The organism is Pseudomonas bharatica, assembly GCF_048586865.1.
Taxonomy (GTDB): Bacteria; Pseudomonadota; Gammaproteobacteria; order Pseudomonadales; family Pseudomonadaceae; genus Aquipseudomonas; species Aquipseudomonas bharatica.
This window is the reverse complement of record NZ_JBMAWR010000007.1, coordinates 86,439-102,733: the sequence shown is the minus strand read 5'-3', so window position 1 is coordinate 102,733 and position 16,295 is coordinate 86,439. Positions and strand designations below refer to the sequence as shown.

Here is a 16,295-nt window from a genome sequence, read left to right as displayed (position 1 = left end):
GCCCCGTCGGTGCGGGGCCTTCGTAGTGTGTTGCGGGTAAGAAAAAGCCCCGGCGGTGCGGGGCTTCATTGGGTTTGAAGAGAGATCCAAAGCGGCGCTTCAGGCCGCTGCTCACTGTCGGGGAATGCCTCGGAAGCAGGCCAGTCGCGCAGGTGCTGCCGGTATTCCAACAATGCGGAATACTCCTCAAGCGAATTCGACGTGGTCAGCTCGAGGCTGCGCTCTTCGCTGTAGCGCGCGACGAGCCATTGCGTTTCATTGAGCTGACGGTCCCGCCAGGCACGCTCGATTGCGGCGAGTTCCCCCACCGATAGCGGTGGGCGCTCGACCAGGACAGGCAAGCCTTGCTCGTCGTGATCGCGGACTTTCGAGGGATCGGGGTTGCGAATGACCTGGTCATAGCAATCGTCCGAAATAAGGACCGCATCTTGCGGAATGTCGCTATGCAGCCCTTCCAGATAGGTAGCTCCGGTACTGCAGCTATAAAAACGTTTCACGGTGATCTCCTAGTAACCAATGGCGAACCATACACATCCTGAAAGCACTGAGGCGCCGACCCATGTACTCGCATTGCGGTTGTAGGCACCGATATTCAATGCGTTGAAGCCAGTGCTCGTAACGTCGCGGAATTGCCAGAATGTCATGGTGGCTCCGCCAGTCCCGGTCCGGTCATGCTCCAGCAAAGCCAGGCACTTGGTCGGAAAGGCGATGGGGAAGGAAATGGTAGTGTTGTCCGTGACATTCGGGCCGGTACCAAACTGGATGACCAATCCACCCAGCCAGCTCGGGAAAGCAATGTAGCTATTGGTTCCAAAGGACGACGAGAAGCCCCAACGAAGTTTCTTCGGCGTGACGATCGTGGCGTCATCTGTACCGGCATTGACTTGTGCCTGAGTAGCGACCTTGGCAGTGAGCGTGTTCTGGACGAACTCCGTATTGGCCACCTGGAACGAACTATTGCCGAGATTCGCCGTGGAACAGGTCGGCACGCCGGTCATCTGGGCATCCGCCACGTTGAGTTTTCCAACCATCGCATCCATGACGAACTTGGTGCTGGCAACCTGATCGGTCGACGTGCCGGACGCAGCGTTTGGCACTCGCGGGGTGCCGGTAAACGTCGGGCTGGCGAGGTTGGCCTTGAGTGCCGGGGTGAAATTCGCCTCGGTCCAGAGCTTTCGGAACGTACCAGCGCCTTGGTAGCAGGTACGAACGAAGAACTCCTCCTGTCCGTTCAGCGCGCCGAGAAAGTCCACGCACTGTTCGCCTCCCCCCCATGTAACGTGCAGACCGGCCGCGTAGGTAATTCCCGTCGGTCGATCGTCGGTGGCTGCGATAGTCGAAATGAAGCGGGTTTCAGGGATCGCGCTGATACGGCCTTGAACGGCGCCAGCCTGGCTGAGCAGCCCCCCTGCCCCCTTGGGCATGGCATCGGTGATGCCATAACCGGCCAGCGTGGTCGGGTTGGACCCGTCCTGTACCACGCCGCGATCATTGATCCGCACCTTCGTGTAGGTGCCGGCCACCTTGTTCTTCGGCAGCACGCTGATGATCGAGCTGTCGACATACTCCCGCGTCGCCAGCACCACGGCCGGGTCGATCTTGAGTTGCACGTTGGCGGTACTGGTCACCACCAGGTTCAACCGCACCACCTGGGTCTTGCCGGTGCCTTGCGCCAGCAGCGGCTTGTAGCTCGGCGCGCAGTTGGCCACGGCAACCAGGTCTCCGGCCGCATCGTAGAGGCCGATCTCGCGGATCCACCAACCGCCGACGTCCGGCGGAATCACCTGCTCGGCGATGATGATACTGGCATCCTTCGGGTCCACCGAAAGCTGGTTGAGTGGCGCCCGACGGCGCTCGTTGATCAGTCTGGTCTGGGTGCGCGAAGGCACCGGGTCGGTATTGTTGGCATCGCCAACGCCCATCTGGGCGAAGGTCCAGGCCACGCCCAAGGCATTCGCATTGGCCTGCTTGGCCTCCCCCACCGCAGTGAGGATCGCGAAGAACTGGCTGTTCTGGTCAGTCATGAGTAAACGTCCAGGGTTTCGATTTGATGATCACGGCCAATGAAGCCGTGGTTGCCGCGAACCTCGATATCGCGCAAGGCAGGCGGGTAGATGTCGATGACGTCGCCTTCGCTGAGGCCGAGGGCGCTGCGCAGGTAACCCTTGCTGTCGAGGGTGATGGCAAGGCCGATCAGATGCCGGCTTACCGGCCTGGCGTCGTCGATCAGCGCGGTGAGTTCGTCGTAGGTTTCTTCGCTGATACCGGACTCGGAAACACCGATCTTCAGCGCGAAGGTGCCCGGCACTCCCGGCGGTACGGTGTTGAACCATTCGGCGACTTCGATCAGGTAGCCGAACGGTTCGACCACCCGCCGCAACGCACCCAAGGTGCCCTTGCGAGCGTGGACGCTGAACGAACCCCGGATCACCGCGCGCTTGACCGATTCCGGCCAGTTCTCGTCCCAACGGTCCACCGACCAGGCCAGCGCCAGTTGGTGCAGCAAGTGCGCGGGGCAGGTGTCGGGGTTGTACAGGGTACGCAGGGGAATCTCGGTCACCTGCGCAGAGGCCTCTTCGAGCGCCCGCTCCAGCAACGTGCTGTTAAGTGGCAGGAGACTGGTCATTTCAGCCTCCCGCGATGACGTTGAACCCCGTGCACCAGGCCGCCTGGCCCTTGCTCGGACGGATGTCCTGCCAGTCGACCAGTTCGACACGGCCAACACCGCTGATATGCAGTTGGGCGTCGATCCCCGAGCGGGCGACTTCCACGCCGAGACGCCGGCGAGGATTGATCCAGGCCTGCAGGCGGCGTCGACATTCGACCAGGGTCGCCTCGGTTTCCGGGCCATTGCTGGCCATGTGCAGGATCGCGTCGATCCGGTAGGGCAGTATCTCGGCGCTGCGCACAGTCAGGCGGTCTGCCACCGGCCGTACTTCGTCATCGTTGAGGTAGGCGGCGACCTGAGCCAGGAGTTCCGGGCTGGCGACGCCGTCGTCGTCGAAACTGAGCACCGTCACGTCCACCACAGCCGGCGACGGGCTTTCAGCCGTGGCATCGGCGACCTGGCCGGAAGCATTGCGGGCGTGCAGGATGTAGCTGTTGCGCGGGCCAGCGGTAGTCAGTCCTTCATAGACCAGTTCGATGCGCTCGCGCAGCGCGTCGTCTTCTTCCAGTACCTGCTCGGTTGGAGGCACGGTGCTCGGGTCAGCGGCACGTACCACCAGGCGTTGCAGTTGCACGTTGGCGGCCAGTTGGTCCAGGTCGCTACCCTGCGCATACGCCAGCAGCAGTGCCTTGGCCGCATCGTTGACCCGAGCCCGGTTGAGCAGGGTGCGATAGGCACCGACCTCCAACAGCTTGGTCACCGGGTCGCTTTCCAGTTGCGCGGTCCAGCTGTCGCCCATGTGCGCCCGAAAGGTCGCCAGGTCAGCCTGGAAGATGTCCTCGAAATCCAGGTCTTCCAGGACCTGCGGCGCGGGCAGCGCCGAAAGGTTCACGATGCTCATGCCGTCACCTCCAGGATCTGGCTGTCACCCATGTATTGCCCGGTGAGTTGCAGGCTGATCTGTCCGTTCACCACTGCAATCACCCGCACCCGTTCCAGCTTCAGGCGAGGCTCCCAGCGCACCAGCGACCTGGCTACTTCAGCCTGTACCGCGCTTTTCCAGCCTTCGTTGACGGGAAGGTCGACGAAGCGGCGCAGCTTGCTGCCGTAGTCGGGACGCATGCGCCGGCTGCCCAGCGGTGTGGTCAGGATGTCCTCGATGGACTGGCGCAGGTGGGCGAGACCGGAGAGCGGTTGACCAGAGCGGCGATCCATTCCGATCATGGCGCTACTCCTGTACTTGATTGGGGTTGTGCACCGCGGCGCGGACGCCGGGTGCGAAATACTTGTTCGTGGGCGCCATGGCGTTCCTCCGTGGCATGAAAAAGCCCGCAGCAGGCGGGCTTCAGTGCTTGTGGTTCGGCGTGTTGCCTGCGGTATCGATGATCGTGCCGCCGCCGTGGATATTTCCCGTTACCTGTAACGCGCCGTTGATCTGCACCGGGCCATTCAAGGTCAGGCTGCCAGAGGTCAGCGTGATGGAATCGGGGGTGGCCGTCAGCGTGGTGCCGCCGACCTTGAGGGTGATGCTGCCGCGGGGCAGTTCGACGGTGTAGGCACTGGCTTGCCAGTCGTAGACCAGCGAGCCGCCATCGTCGAAACGCCAGGTTTCGACATGCTCGCGGTTGTCCGGCGCGCTGCCGGCGTTGCCATAAAGGCCGGGTATGAAGGTGCCCTGGGCCGGTTCGCCACTGGGACTGATGAGCATGCCTTGCTCGTCCAGGCTCGGTGCCCGCCAATGCCTGGCCTTGCCGGCAGCATGGCTGTGCCAGCGCAACCAGGCGCTGGTCCAGCCGGCGCCGTCGGAAACCCGTACCCGTGCCGCCGCGAGATCGACTGCAACCACCCGGCAGGGAATCAGCAGGCCGGCGATCATGCGGTCGTGCATAGCGCTGACGTAGCTCATGCGAAATCCTCCGGGGCCTTGTAGCCGCTCTCATGTTCTGGTCCGGTGTCAGGGTCGAAAGCAATTACCAACGACCCGGGCGGCTGGTTCGGCCAGAGCCATTGCACCTCGCCGAGGTGCAGCGCCTGTTGCCATTGCACCGTCCAGGTCGAGGATGAGGTGGTCGTCGGCATCGCCTGGATGGCCACGGCTTCCTCGACGAAATCGATGTCCCAGTACTGCTTGCGCAGCAGCACCATCAACTGTGTCGCCAGGATCACGGCGTCCAGCGCCGCCTGCCCATCGCAGCTGATACGGGCTTCGAACGTGGCTACGAGCCGGGAATGACCGTCCACAGGATCGGCGCCCGGCTTTATATCGACGATGCCGTGAAACAACGCAGGTAGCGGTGTGTCCTGTTGCACGCCGGCATAGCTGCCGACCGTCGCCAGTTGCGGCATCGCCGCGTGGATGGTTGCGCTGATGGCCTGATGCAATGCATCGAGGTCGCTCATGATCTCTCCTTGCTGTCGGTGCCGAGCCCCAGGCGCTTGGCGGCCCAGCGCTCGTACAGCCCCATGGTGATGTCCGCGCCGCCTACGGCGGTCAGGCAGCCCAGGGCACTGGCCGCCCACATCGACAGGCCGCTGGCGTACAGCAGCATCACGGTGGATACGCCGCAGACCATGCAGGCCCCCGAACGCAGTACCAATCGCCTGAGCAGGGCGCCGCCGCGCGCCCCTGCCTTGTCCGCTCGCCACATCTCGCCGGAAACCCCGCCCAGCAGCGCCAGGACGATCACCAGCCAGATCGGCATTTCCAGTAGCGTTTGTTGTTCGCTTGTCACGGTCCTGCCTCCTTTCTGTTTCCCGCACGGCGTCGTGCCGAACGGGGAATGGGACCGAGTGTTCACTCGGCATTCCAAAAAGCCCGGGCATGCCCCGGGCTTTTCAGTAATGCGTCGTAGAGATGCCCGCCACTACTGGTGCGCTGGGCATCTGCGCTTCGAATTGTTGACTCCGACCGCGGCCACCTGCCCGCCGGATAACTGCTTCTGGTGCTTTACGCTGCACACCCGGGCCAGTTGCCAACCCTCTGAACAGTCGAGGCCTGTTCATCGCTGCCTTTCTCGTCGCCGGTGTCTGACCGGCTTGAGACAAAAGATATGCATGTATGCATATACAGTCAATGCATTTTTGGAAAAATTTGCACATAGGGATTTGCTTAAATGCATGGAAGCCTTGTCCTACCTGCCTCCAGGCAGTTTCCGACAGGCGAAAAAAAACCCGCCGAAGCGGGTTTTCGATAACTCGTGAAGGGATCAGCGGGCGTACATGCCCCACCAGAACACATGGCCGAGGATGGAAATCTGCTCTTCCTGCATCTGCTGGAAGCTGTAGTCCTCGTCGGGATGTTCGTCGCGATTGAAGCTGCGCAGACGGATGCCGGTGGGCATGCGATACAGCTGTTTTACGCGGAGCTGGCCATTGTGATTGATGGCATAGAGATCACCATCGATGATGTCGCCAATCGAGCACTTGCCCGTATTGACCCCCACGGTGGCGCCATCACGCAGCACCGGCAGCATGCTGTTGCCACGCACCGTCACGCACTTGGCCTGGTCGAACTGCACCCCGTTATGGCGCAGGCTGCGCTTGCCAAAGCGAAGGCGGGCGCGTTCGCTTTCCTCGATGACGAATCTTCCTGATCCTGCTGCCAACTCGACCTCACGGAGAAAAGGAACGGACACCTCGTCGTCCTCGACGGGGGTTTCATCGTCCCACAGGCTGATATCGCGCAATTCATCGTGCCCTGGCTCCCGCTCGGGCACCTGGCTGTCGCCCAGCTCGGCGCGCCCGCGCAACTGATCGGTGCTCACCCCGAAGTACCCGGCGATCTTCGACACATGCTTGTCCGAAGGATCGACGATCTTCTCGCTGAGAATCCGCGACAGGGTAGATTGAGGCACGCCGGTACGACGGTGCAGCTCCGTGGCGGAGATTCCGTGGCGATCCAGCAGTGATTTAAGGACGGTTGCTACATTGCGCTTGTGCATGGCGTGCATAGTGCCGAGGGTTGAATGGAAATGCAATTGCAAAAATGCATCGACCCACAGGCCGGCCAAGGTCGACGCAGCCTGATGCAGACCCGTCGCCCTTCGGTCTCGGCACCTGCTGGAGAATCCCTGTACTATTAGCCGTTTCATACCCTTTCGACGACACCCTGCTCCAAGGCCTTGAATGTCCGATCTTTCCGCACACACTCCGATGATGCAGCAGTACTGGAAGCTGAAGAACCAGCATCCGGACCAGCTGATGTTCTACCGCATGGGCGATTTCTACGAGATCTTCTACGAAGATGCGAAGAAAGCCGCGAAACTGCTGGATATCACCCTGACTGCGCGTGGCCAGTCGGCAGGCCAGTCGATTCCCATGTGCGGTATTCCCTTCCACTCGCTTGAAGGTTATCTCGCCAAGCTTGTGAAGCTGGGCGAGTCGGTGGTGATCTGCGAGCAGATCGGCGATCCGGCTACCAGCAAGGGGCCCGTTGAGCGCCAGGTGGTGCGCATCATCACTCCGGGTACGGTCAGCGACGAGGCGCTGCTGGACGAGCGCCGTGATAACCTGATCGCGGCGGTGCTCGGCGACGAACGCTTGTTCGGTCTGGCAGTGCTGGATATCACCAGCGGCAATTTCACCGTGCAGGAACTCAAGGGTTGGGAAAACCTGCTGGCCGAGCTGGAGCGGACCAATCCGGTGGAACTGCTGATTCCGGACGATTGGCCACAGGGCCTGCCGGCTGAAAAACGCCGCGGTTCCCGCCGTCGCGCGCCATGGGATTTCGATCGCGATTCCGCGCGCAAGAGCCTGTGCCAGCAGTTCGCGACCCAGGACCTGAAAGGCTTCGGTTGCGACAAGCTGACCCTGGCCATCGGTGCTGCCGGTTGCCTGCTGACCTATGCCAAGGAAACCCAGCGGACCGCCCTGCCCCATTTGCGCAGCCTCAAGCATGAGCGCCTGGACGACACTGTCATCCTCGATGGCGCCAGCCGCCGCAACCTGGAACTGGATGTCAACCTGGCCGGCGGTCGCGACAATACCCTGCAGTCGGTGATCGATCGCTGCCAGACTGCCATGGGTAGCCGCTTGCTGACCCGCTGGCTGAACCGCCCGCTGCGCGATCTGAAAGTGCTCCAGGCGCGCCAGGGTTCGATCCGCTGCCTGCTCGACAACTACCGTTTCGAGCGACTGCAACCGCAATTGAAGGATATCGGCGATATCGAGCGGATCCTCGCCCGTATCGGTCTGCGCAATGCCCGTCCCCGCGACCTGGCACGGCTGCGTGATGCCCTCGGCGCCCTGCCCGAGCTGCAGAACGCCATGGCCGAGCTGGAGGCACCGCATCTCGCGCGCCTGGCAGCCATCGCCGGTACTTATCCGGAGCTGGCCGACCTGCTGGACAAGGCAATCATCGACAACCCGCCTGCGGTAATCCGCGACGGCGGCGTACTGAAGGCCGGCTACGATGCCGAGCTCGACGAGCTGTTGTCGATAAGCGAAAACGCCGGGCAGTTCCTGATCGATCTGGAAGCCCGGGAGAAAGCCCGTACCGGCCTGGCCAACCTCAAGGTCGGTTACAACCGCGTCCACGGCTACTTCATCGAACTGCCAAGCAAACAGGCCGAACAGGCCCCGGCCGATTACATCCGCCGCCAGACCCTCAAGGGCGCCGAGCGCTTCATCACGCCCGAGCTGAAAACCTTCGAAGACAAGGCGCTGTCGGCCAAGAGCCGCGCCCTGGCGCGGGAAAAGATGCTCTACGACGCGTTGCTGGAAACCCTGATCAGCCATCTGGCACCGCTGCAGGACACCGCCGCCGCGCTGTCCGAGCTGGACGTGCTGAGCAATATGGCCGAGCGCGCGCTAACCCTGGACCTGAACTGCCCGACCTTCGTCGACGAGCCGTGCATGCAGATCAGCCAGGGACGTCACCCGGTGGTCGAGCAGGTCCTCACCAGTCCCTTCGTGGCCAACGACCTGGCCCTGGACGACAGCACCCGCATGCTGATCATTACCGGCCCGAACATGGGCGGTAAATCCACCTACATGCGCCAGACCGCGTTGATCGTGCTGCTCGCCCATATCGGCAGCTACGTGCCGGCGGCCAGTTGCACACTGTCGCTGGTGGACCGCATTTTCACCCGTATCGGCTCCAGCGATGACCTGGCCGGTGGCCGTTCCACCTTCATGGTGGAAATGAGCGAAACCGCCAACATCCTGCACAACGCCACCGATCGCAGCCTGGTGCTGATGGACGAAGTGGGCCGTGGCACCAGCACCTTCGATGGCCTTTCGCTGGCCTGGGCTGCCGCCGAGCGCCTGGCACAGCTGCGCGCCTACACGCTGTTCGCTACCCACTACTTCGAACTGACCGTATTGCCGGAAAGCGAACCGCTGGTGGCCAACGTGCACTTGAATGCCACCGAGCACAACGAGCGCATCGTTTTCCTGCACCACGTCCTGCCCGGACCGGCCAGCCAGAGCTATGGCCTGGCAGTGGCGCAGCTGGCTGGCGTGCCGACGCCGGTGATCCAGCGCGCCCGCGAACACCTGGGCCGCCTGGAGACTTCCAGCCTGCCCCATGATGTGCCCAAGGCCGCGACCAACAGTCGCAGCGCGCCAGCCGTCCCGCACCAGAGCGATCTCTTCGCCAGCCTGCCCCATCCGGCCATAGAGAAGATCGGCAAGCTCGACGTGGACAACATGACCCCGCGCCAAGCTATCGAAATGCTCTATGAACTGAAGACTCTGTTATAACGCGCGGCCTCACAAGCTGCTAGAATCCCGCGCGGTTTGGCGGAGCGTCGAGTTATTAGCCTGGCTCGCCGCAACCTACCAGACCGAGCGGCCCTGACTGGAAAGGGCATCGCTGCCGTCGCCTGAGGAGAAAATTAGAAATGACCTTCGTCGTCACCGACAACTGCATCAAGTGCAAGTACACCGACTGCGTAGAAGTCTGTCCGGTGGACTGCTTCTACGAAGGCCCGAACTTCCTGGTCATTCACCCGGACGAGTGCATCGACTGTGCGCTGTGCGAGCCTGAATGCCCTGCCCAAGCCATCTTCTCGGAAGATGAAGTCCCTGACGACATGCAGGAATTCATCGAGCTGAACGCCGAGCTGGCAGAGATCTGGCCCAACATCACCGAAAAGAAAGACGCACTGCCGGATGCCGAAGAGTTCGACGGCGTCAAAGGCAAAATCAAGGATCTGGAGCGCTAAGTCCCGGACTCGCTCCCGACCAACGAAAAAGGCCCTCGCGGGCCTTTTTTCATTTTCACCGGGCAAAAAAAAGGGGCGGTTTGACCCGCCCACATTTTTTCCGTAGTCCCTGTATTCCCTATCATCATCCTGATGAATCGCATCCTGCGATGTCCTTGGTCGTCATCCTGACAACCTGTGTCAGTCCGTAGACACAGGGCAAATATTAACGCGTAGAACGCTCGTCGCAACTGGCAATGGCTCTCAAAAAAAGACAGCTGGGTAGCCTGAGCAGAAAATAAAATTCTTTATTTTCATAGAGTTAGAAAATATTCCAATCACAAGCAAGGCAGTTTTTACGCTTCTTTACTGCAATCGCTTACATACGCTGTAAGCGATTGCTTACGCAAAAAGACTCACCGCTGACAGAACTGACTGACGATCCTCAGATACAAACGCAAACGCCCCGATCTGGTCGGGGCGTTTGCGTGCAAGGCGAACGTTCTAGTTATTGAAACAGCGACTCGCTGGACAGGCCGTTCTTTTCCAGAATCTCGCGCAGACGCTTCAACCCTTCGACCTGGATCTGCCGCACCCTCTCGCGAGTCAGGCCGATCTCCAGGCCGACATCCTCGAGCGTGCTGCTTTCATGACCACGCAAACCGAAACGACGGATGACCACTTCACGCTGCTTGTCGGTCAGTTCGCTCAGCCATTGATCGATGCTCTGGGACAGATCGTCGTCCTGCAGCAGCTCACACGGATCGGTTGGCCGATCGTCCGTGAGGGTATCGAGCAATGTCTTGTCCGAGTCGGGCCCGAGGGATACGTCTACCGAGGACACCCGCTCGTTCAGGCCGAGCATACGCTTGACCTCGGCCACCGGTTTTTCCAGCAGGTTGGCGATTTCTTCCGGGGAGGGTTCGTGATCGAGCTTCTGGGTCAGCTCCCGAGCCGCACGCAAATAGACGTTCAGCTCCTTGACCACATGAATCGGCAGGCGGATGGTGCGGGTCTGGTTCATGATCGCCCGCTCGATCGTCTGGCGAATCCACCAGGTTGCATAGGTGGAGAACCGGAAGCCACGCTCCGGGTCGAACTTCTCGACCGCACGGATCAGCCCCAGGTTGCCCTCCTCGATCAGGTCGAGCAGCGAAAGCCCCCGATTCACGTAGCGGCGGGCTATCTTCACCACCAGGCGCAGGTTGCTCTCGATCATCCGCTTGCGACCTGCAGGATCGCCACTTTGCGACAGGCGCGCAAAATGAACCTCCTCTTCAGGCGTCAGCAGCGGGGAAAAACCGATTTCATTGAGATAAAGCTGAGTCGCATCAAGTGCCCGGGTGTAATCGATGTACTTGTGCTGTTTTAGCGAAGAGCCCTGTCTGGCTCTGGTCCGAACCGAAGGTACAGCAGGTTCGTCTGACACCACATCCGTTTCCAAAACGATGCCGGTCTCCATGAGAAGAACCTCATCGTCGATGTCAAACTCCGGCGCTTCTTTGCTGAGAGCCATTGTTATAGTCCTTTGCTGAGTTCGAACTCAGACTCGAGCGTACCTTGTCCATGGCATCGCTAGAGCCTGTCCCCATTACGCTAAGGAACAGGCCGGAATCAACAATCAACGGTTTGGCAGGAACTGCAACGGGTCTACCGGTTTACCCAGGCGGCGAATTTCAAAGTGAAGCTTCACGCGATCGGTGCCCGTGGACCCCATTTCGGCAATTGTCTGCCCTACCTTGACTTGCTGTCCCTCCCGAACCAAAAGCCTACGGTTGTGACCGTAAGCACTCACGTAGGTTTCGTTGTGCTTGATGATTACGAGTTCACCGTAGCCCCGTAGACCACTACCGGCGTACACCACCGAACCATCAGCGGCAGCAAAAACAGGCTGTCCCAAATCTCCGGCGATATCAATGCCTTTATTCAAACTACCGTTTGAAGCGAATTTTCCAATCAGAACGCCGTTCGCCGGCCATGCCCAGCCACCGCTGGAGCGCTCTGCTGCGGGAACCTGGGTCGGCGCCGTGGAGGGTGTCACCACCGGTGTAGTCGCTGCCGTGCTGGTACTTTTCGCTGGCGGCGGCGTACCGGCCGGACGTCGGGTAACCGTGGTCTTGCTCGACGGAGAAGTGGAAGTCACGACACGGGAAGAGCCGGAGGATGGCTCGTCGAAGCGGATCGCCTGGCCCGGGCGGATGGTATAGGGCGGCTCGATGCCGTTGCGCGCAGCCAGGGACTTGTAATCCCAGCCATAACGGAAGGCGATGGAGAACAAGGTATCACCAGGACGCACCACATATTGCCCGGAAGTTACCGCAGGGCGCTTGGGCGCTGCGTTATTACGGTCCACGACCCGTGCGCCACTGGAAGAAGAAGAAGTGCTGGAGCAACCCGTCACCAACATGCCAACGGCAAGTGCAACCACCAGAAGCCTGATGCTTGAAAGACCCATACGCTGCCGAATGACTGTTGAACTCACCCGCCGCTCCCTTAAATGGTGATCGAGTTTGAAAATGCAATAATGTTGCAATTATAACCATGCACCGGACACTTGCGCGCGATATACAAACGCAAAACGTGAACGGTTGCCGCTCCGGACAGGGGGCATCCGCCTCATAGACCTGACGCCACGCCGAGAATTCGCCACTCGCGAAAATAAAGAAGCGTCAGGAGAGTGTGCCGTTGAGCAGCGGAACGAAACGTACCGTTCCCAGCACCCGTCGGGAAAAACCGTGCTCTTCGCGCACGATCAGCAGAAGTTGTTGCACTTCCCCGACATTCCCCACCGGAATCACCATACGCCCGCCCGGAGCCAGCTGGTCCAGCAATGCCTGGGGAACTTCCGGCGCCACTGCGGTAACGATAATGCCGTTGTAGGGCGCCAGGGCTGGCCAGCCTTCGCTGCCGTCGCCCCAGCGAAACACCACGTTGCGCAGGTTCAGTTCGGTCAGGCGTTCCTTGGCCCGATCCTGGAGCACCTTGATCCGCTCCACGGAAAACACGCGCTCCACCAGTTGCGCCAATACGGCGGTCTGGTAGCCGGAGCCGGTGCCGATCTCCATGACCTTGTCCAGCGGACCTGCTTCCAGCAGCACCTCGCTCATATGCGCAACCATGAAAGGTTGCGAGATGGTCTGGTTATGGCCGATCGGCAGGGCAGTATCTTCATAGGCGCGATGCGCCAGTGCTTCATCGACGAACAAATGCCGCGGTGTGCGACGCAGTACATCCAGTACCCGCGGGTTCGAGACCCCTTCCTCGCACAGGCGCTGGATCAACCGCTCGCGGGTGCGCTGGGAGGTCATGCCGATACCGCGGCGCATCATATCGTCCTGATCGCGCATCAGAGCACACCCTCCAGCCAGCCATCCAGGCGATCGAAGGCATCATTGAAGGTTCGGTCCAGTTGCAGCGGGGTGATCGACACATACCCCTGCATGACCGCATGGAAGTCGGTACCCGGCCCGCCATCCTCGACATCACCGGCAACCGCGATCCAGTAACCCTCCTTGCCCCGCGGGTTGACATCCTTGATCGGTGCGGCGGCGCGAGCACGATGCCCCAGGCGGGTCAGCTGCATACCGCGAATATGATCCAGCGGCAGGTTGGGGATGTTCACGTTGAGCACGGTTCGCGGCGGCAACTCCAGGCGCGGGTGCGCTTCGACCAGCTTGCGCGCGACGTAGGCGGCTGTCGGCAGGTTGTCGGGCAGACGCGACAACAGCGAGAAGGCAAACGAGGTATTGCCGAGGAAACGCCCTTCCAGCGCTGCAGCCACGGTTCCGGAGTAAAGAACGTCGTCGCCGAGGTTGGCCCCCAGGTTGATCCCCGACACAACCATGTCCGGGGGCTGCGGCAACAAGCCGTTGAGGCCGAGATGAACGCAGTCGGTCGGGGTGCCGTTGATGCTGATGAAGCCGTTGGGCAGGGTGTGCGGATGCAGCGGACGGTCGAGGGTCAGCGAACTGCTGGCACCGCTCTTGTCCTGGTCCGGGGCGATCACCACGCACTCGGCATAATCCGCCAGCGCGCCGTGGAGCGCAGCGAGTCCGGGCGCGAGAACGCCATCGTCATTGGAAATCAGAATACGCATGGGCTGTCCGTCTGCCCTGCCGGGACCAGATCGACGAGTTCGCGCACCACCACGGTGGCGAAACATCCGGCCGGAAGGACGAATTCCAGTTGCAGGATATCAGGCTCGGGATAATGCCACGTCAGCCGACCAATGGGCAGTCGCAGAATGCGTCGTTCCTGCTTCATCGCGGCGTGCCCAAGCCATTCGCAGAGTGCCGGATTCTCCTCGCCGACACGCTGTTCGAGGGCGCCGGCCGCGCCCTGCGTGGCTGGAAGCCCTTCACCCCAGAGCGGACCGGTGGGATGCAGGTCGAGAATGCCGAGGCGAGGATCGCTGCATTCCGACTCACCTGCCGGAAAGAAGCTACGGCTATCAGTGAACGCCAACAGGTCGCCGATCTGCGCACGCTGCCAACTGCCATCCTCGACACGCTGGGCGAGGACACGGTTGAACAGGTAGCTACGCGCGCTCGACAGCAACCGCGAGCGCAGGTTGCGCTGCTCCGGCAACGCCTTGCGTTCGGCCCAATGGCGCGCCTCCTCGACGTTGCCTCCGTCATGACCAAAGCGCTGCGCCCCGAAGTAGTTCGGGACGCCTTGGGCGCGCAGCCGTTCGAGACGGGCATCGAGCGCGGCGTGATCGGCCTGGAGCCGGGTCAGGCGCAGGGTGAAGCCGTTGGCCGAATGGGCACCGCGTTGCAGCTTGCGTGAATGCCGGGTGCGCTCGAGGATGCGCAAGCTTTCATTTTCGGCGGCAGTGAAATCGGGATCGGCCTTGCCCGGCAGATGCAGGCTGAACCACTGGCGGGTCAAGGCCTGGCGATCCTTGAGGCCGGCATAGCTGATGGTCTTCAGCGGCACACCGGCGGCACGGGCCAGGCGGCGGGCAGCTTCCTCGGTATTGAGATCGCGCTTTTCCACCCACAACCACAGGTGTTCGCCCTGGCCGGACAGCGGGATGTCCAGCACTTCATCGACCTGGAAATCCTCCGCCACCGCTTTCAGTACCGCGCTGCCCAGCGCCGGCCCGCTGGCGCGCGGGCCGAGCAGTTCGAGTTCGTTCATGCTGGCAGCAACAAGGCGACGGCGTGTACCGCAATACCTTCCTCACGACCGGTGAAACCGAGCTTCTCGGTGGTGGTGGCCTTGACATTGACCTGGTCGAGCCCGACCTGCAGGTCGGCCGCGATCAACTCGCGCATGCGTTCGATGTGCGGTGCCATCTTCGGCGCCTGGGCGACGATGGTGGCGTCGACATTGCCGACCTTCCAGCCCTTGGCCTGGACGATGGCGACCACATGACGCAGCAGCACGCGGCTATCGGCGCCCTTGAATTGCGGATCGGTATCGGGGAAATGACGACCGATGTCACCCAGTGCGGCAGCGCCGAGCAAGGCATCGCTCAGGGCGTGCAGCAGCACATCGCCGTCGGAATGGGCCAACAGCCCGTATTTGTGCGCGATCTGCACGCCGCCCAAGGTGATGAAATCGCCCTCCGCAAAGCGGTGCACGTCGTAGCCGTGGCCAATACGCATAAAAAAACGCCCTGATTGAGTCAGGGCGTGATTCTACCTGCTTTGCCGGGCGTTGGGCTTGAATTGTCGCCTCAAGCGCGCTCTACACCCAGCGCTGCGGCATGATGCCGCAAGTGATCATCGATGAAACTGGCGATGAAGTAGTAGCTGTGGTCGTAGCCTGGCTGCAGACGCAGTTGCAGCGGATAGCCCGCAGCTTGCGCAGCCTGTTGCAACACCTGCGGCTTGAGCTGGTTTTCCAGGAAATCATCGCGATCACCCTGGTCCACCAGCAGCGGCAGGCGCTCGCTGGCCTGGGCGATCAGCACACTGGCATCCCACTCGCGCCAACGCGCGCGGTCTTCACCGAGGTAGCGGCTGAAGGCCTTCTGCCCCCAAGGGCAATCCATCGGGTTGCTGATCGGCGCAAAGGCCGACACCGACGAATAACGCCCGGGATTGCGCAAGGCGCAAACCAGCGCACCGTGCCCGCCCATGGAATGACCGCTGACGGAGCGCTTGTCCGAAGCCGGGAAATGCGCCTCGATCAGGGCCGGCAGTTCGGCCACCACATAGTCGTACATGCGGTAGTTGGCTGCCCACGGTTGCTGGATCGCATTGACGTAGAAGCCGGCGCCAAGGCCGAAGTCCCAGGCACCGTCCGGATCCCCCGGCACCTGGGGACCCCGCGGACTGGTGTCCGGCGCGACGATGATCAGCCCCAGCTCGGCGGCCAGCTTGTGCGCACCGGCCTTCTGCATGAAATTCTCGTCGGTGCAGGTCAGCCCGCTCAGCCAATACAGCACTGGCAGCTTGCCACCCTGCTCGGCCTGCGGTGGCAGGTATACGGCGAAAACCATGTCGCAGCCCAGTACGTCGGAGCGATGACGGTAACGCTTGTGCCAGCCACCGAAGCTTTTCTGGCAGGAAATGTTTTCCAGGCTCATGAGC

Annotated in this window: 18 protein-coding genes; 2 read left to right on the top strand and 16 right to left on the bottom strand. The window is 61.6% G+C overall.

Annotated features, from left to right (window positions below):
- Positions 1-65 precede the first annotated feature (65 nt).
- From ACKLLE_RS10985 to ACKLLE_RS10945, 9 genes are all read right to left on the bottom strand, one after another.
- On the bottom strand, positions 66-497 hold the full coding sequence (locus tag ACKLLE_RS10985; protein ID WP_064302331.1) for a phage tail assembly chaperone: 432 nt from the start codon (positions 495-497) through the stop codon (positions 66-68).
- Positions 498-506: 9 nt separating this feature from the next.
- Entirely contained in the window at positions 507-2,024 is a 1,518-nt protein-coding gene (locus ACKLLE_RS10980; RefSeq protein WP_081263122.1) for a phage tail protein, read from the bottom strand.
- Positions 2,021-2,626 (bottom strand): phage tail protein I, encoded by a 606-nt coding sequence (locus ACKLLE_RS10975; RefSeq protein WP_064302332.1) that lies wholly within the window; start codon positions 2,624-2,626, stop codon positions 2,021-2,023. Before ACKLLE_RS10975 ends, ACKLLE_RS10980 begins: the two co-directional genes overlap by 4 nt.
- Before the next feature lies 1 nt (position 2,627).
- Complete coding sequence (locus tag ACKLLE_RS10970; protein ID WP_420057924.1) at positions 2,628-3,509, bottom strand: baseplate assembly protein; 882 nt, start codon at positions 3,507-3,509, stop codon at positions 2,628-2,630.
- Positions 3,506-3,832 carry a GPW/gp25 family protein gene (locus ACKLLE_RS10965; protein ID WP_420057923.1) on the bottom strand — a complete coding sequence of 109 codons (327 nt, stop codon included), beginning with the start codon at positions 3,830-3,832 and terminating at the stop codon, positions 3,506-3,508. The genes ACKLLE_RS10970 and ACKLLE_RS10965 overlap by 4 nt, the downstream gene beginning before the upstream one ends.
- A 121-nt stretch (positions 3,833-3,953) precedes the next feature.
- On the bottom strand, positions 3,954-4,514 hold the full coding sequence (locus ACKLLE_RS10960; protein WP_420057922.1) for a phage baseplate assembly protein V: 561 nt from the start codon (positions 4,512-4,514) through the stop codon (positions 3,954-3,956).
- The gene (locus ACKLLE_RS10955; RefSeq protein ID WP_420057920.1) at positions 4,511-5,008 is read right to left on the bottom strand and encodes a hypothetical protein; all 498 of its coding nucleotides are present in this window, start codon (positions 5,006-5,008) and stop codon (positions 4,511-4,513) included. Before ACKLLE_RS10955 ends, ACKLLE_RS10960 begins: the two co-directional genes overlap by 4 nt.
- A complete protein-coding gene (locus ACKLLE_RS10950; protein ID WP_009395213.1) occupies positions 5,005-5,340 on the bottom strand; it encodes a phage holin family protein in 336 nt (111 codons plus the stop codon). Before ACKLLE_RS10950 ends, ACKLLE_RS10955 begins: the two co-directional genes overlap by 4 nt.
- 474 nt (positions 5,341-5,814) lie before the next feature.
- Positions 5,815-6,558 (bottom strand): LexA family transcriptional regulator, encoded by a 744-nt coding sequence (locus ACKLLE_RS10945; protein WP_064302374.1) that lies wholly within the window; start codon positions 6,556-6,558, stop codon positions 5,815-5,817.
- 175 nt (positions 6,559-6,733) lie between these two features.
- Between ACKLLE_RS10945 and mutS the strand changes: the two genes are divergently transcribed.
- Together mutS and fdxA are read left to right on the top strand one after the other, a co-directional pair.
- Positions 6,734-9,310, top strand: a complete 2,577-nt coding sequence (gene mutS, locus ACKLLE_RS10940; RefSeq protein WP_009395215.1) for a DNA mismatch repair protein MutS — start codon at positions 6,734-6,736, stop codon at positions 9,308-9,310.
- Between the two features lie 140 nt (positions 9,311-9,450).
- Positions 9,451-9,774: a ferredoxin FdxA gene (fdxA, locus tag ACKLLE_RS10935; protein WP_009395216.1), complete on the top strand. Its 324-nt coding sequence runs from the start codon at positions 9,451-9,453 to the stop codon at positions 9,772-9,774.
- A gap of 487 nt (positions 9,775-10,261) precedes the next feature.
- Here fdxA and rpoS read toward each other — a convergent pair whose 3' ends face one another.
- From rpoS to fghA, 7 genes are all read right to left on the bottom strand, one after another.
- Positions 10,262-11,269, bottom strand: coding sequence for an RNA polymerase sigma factor RpoS (gene rpoS / locus ACKLLE_RS10930; RefSeq protein WP_009395217.1), 1,008 nt, complete (start codon positions 11,267-11,269; stop codon positions 10,262-10,264).
- Positions 11,270-11,374: 105 nt separating this feature from the next.
- On the bottom strand, positions 11,375-12,235 hold the full coding sequence (locus ACKLLE_RS10925) for a peptidoglycan DD-metalloendopeptidase family protein (RefSeq protein ID WP_158467775.1): 861 nt from the start codon (positions 12,233-12,235) through the stop codon (positions 11,375-11,377).
- A gap of 187 nt (positions 12,236-12,422) precedes the next feature.
- Positions 12,423-13,061: a protein-L-isoaspartate(D-aspartate) O-methyltransferase gene (locus tag ACKLLE_RS10920; RefSeq protein WP_009395221.1), complete on the bottom strand. Its 639-nt coding sequence runs from the start codon at positions 13,059-13,061 to the stop codon at positions 12,423-12,425.
- A gap of 38 nt (positions 13,062-13,099) precedes the next feature.
- Positions 13,100-13,849, bottom strand: coding sequence for a 5'/3'-nucleotidase SurE (gene surE / locus ACKLLE_RS10915; RefSeq protein WP_420057919.1), 750 nt, complete (start codon positions 13,847-13,849; stop codon positions 13,100-13,102).
- The gene (gene truD / locus ACKLLE_RS10910) at positions 13,837-14,895 is read right to left on the bottom strand and encodes a tRNA pseudouridine(13) synthase TruD (RefSeq protein ID WP_064303300.1); all 1,059 of its coding nucleotides are present in this window, start codon (positions 14,893-14,895) and stop codon (positions 13,837-13,839) included. Before truD ends, surE begins: the two co-directional genes overlap by 13 nt.
- Entirely contained in the window at positions 14,892-15,365 is a 474-nt protein-coding gene (gene ispF / locus ACKLLE_RS10905; RefSeq protein WP_009395225.1) for a 2-C-methyl-D-erythritol 2,4-cyclodiphosphate synthase, read from the bottom strand. Before ispF ends, truD begins: the two co-directional genes overlap by 4 nt.
- Before the next feature lie 71 nt (positions 15,366-15,436).
- Positions 15,437-16,291, bottom strand: a complete 855-nt coding sequence (fghA, locus tag ACKLLE_RS10900) for an S-formylglutathione hydrolase (RefSeq protein WP_420057918.1) — start codon at positions 16,289-16,291, stop codon at positions 15,437-15,439.
- Positions 16,292-16,295 lie beyond the last annotated feature (4 nt).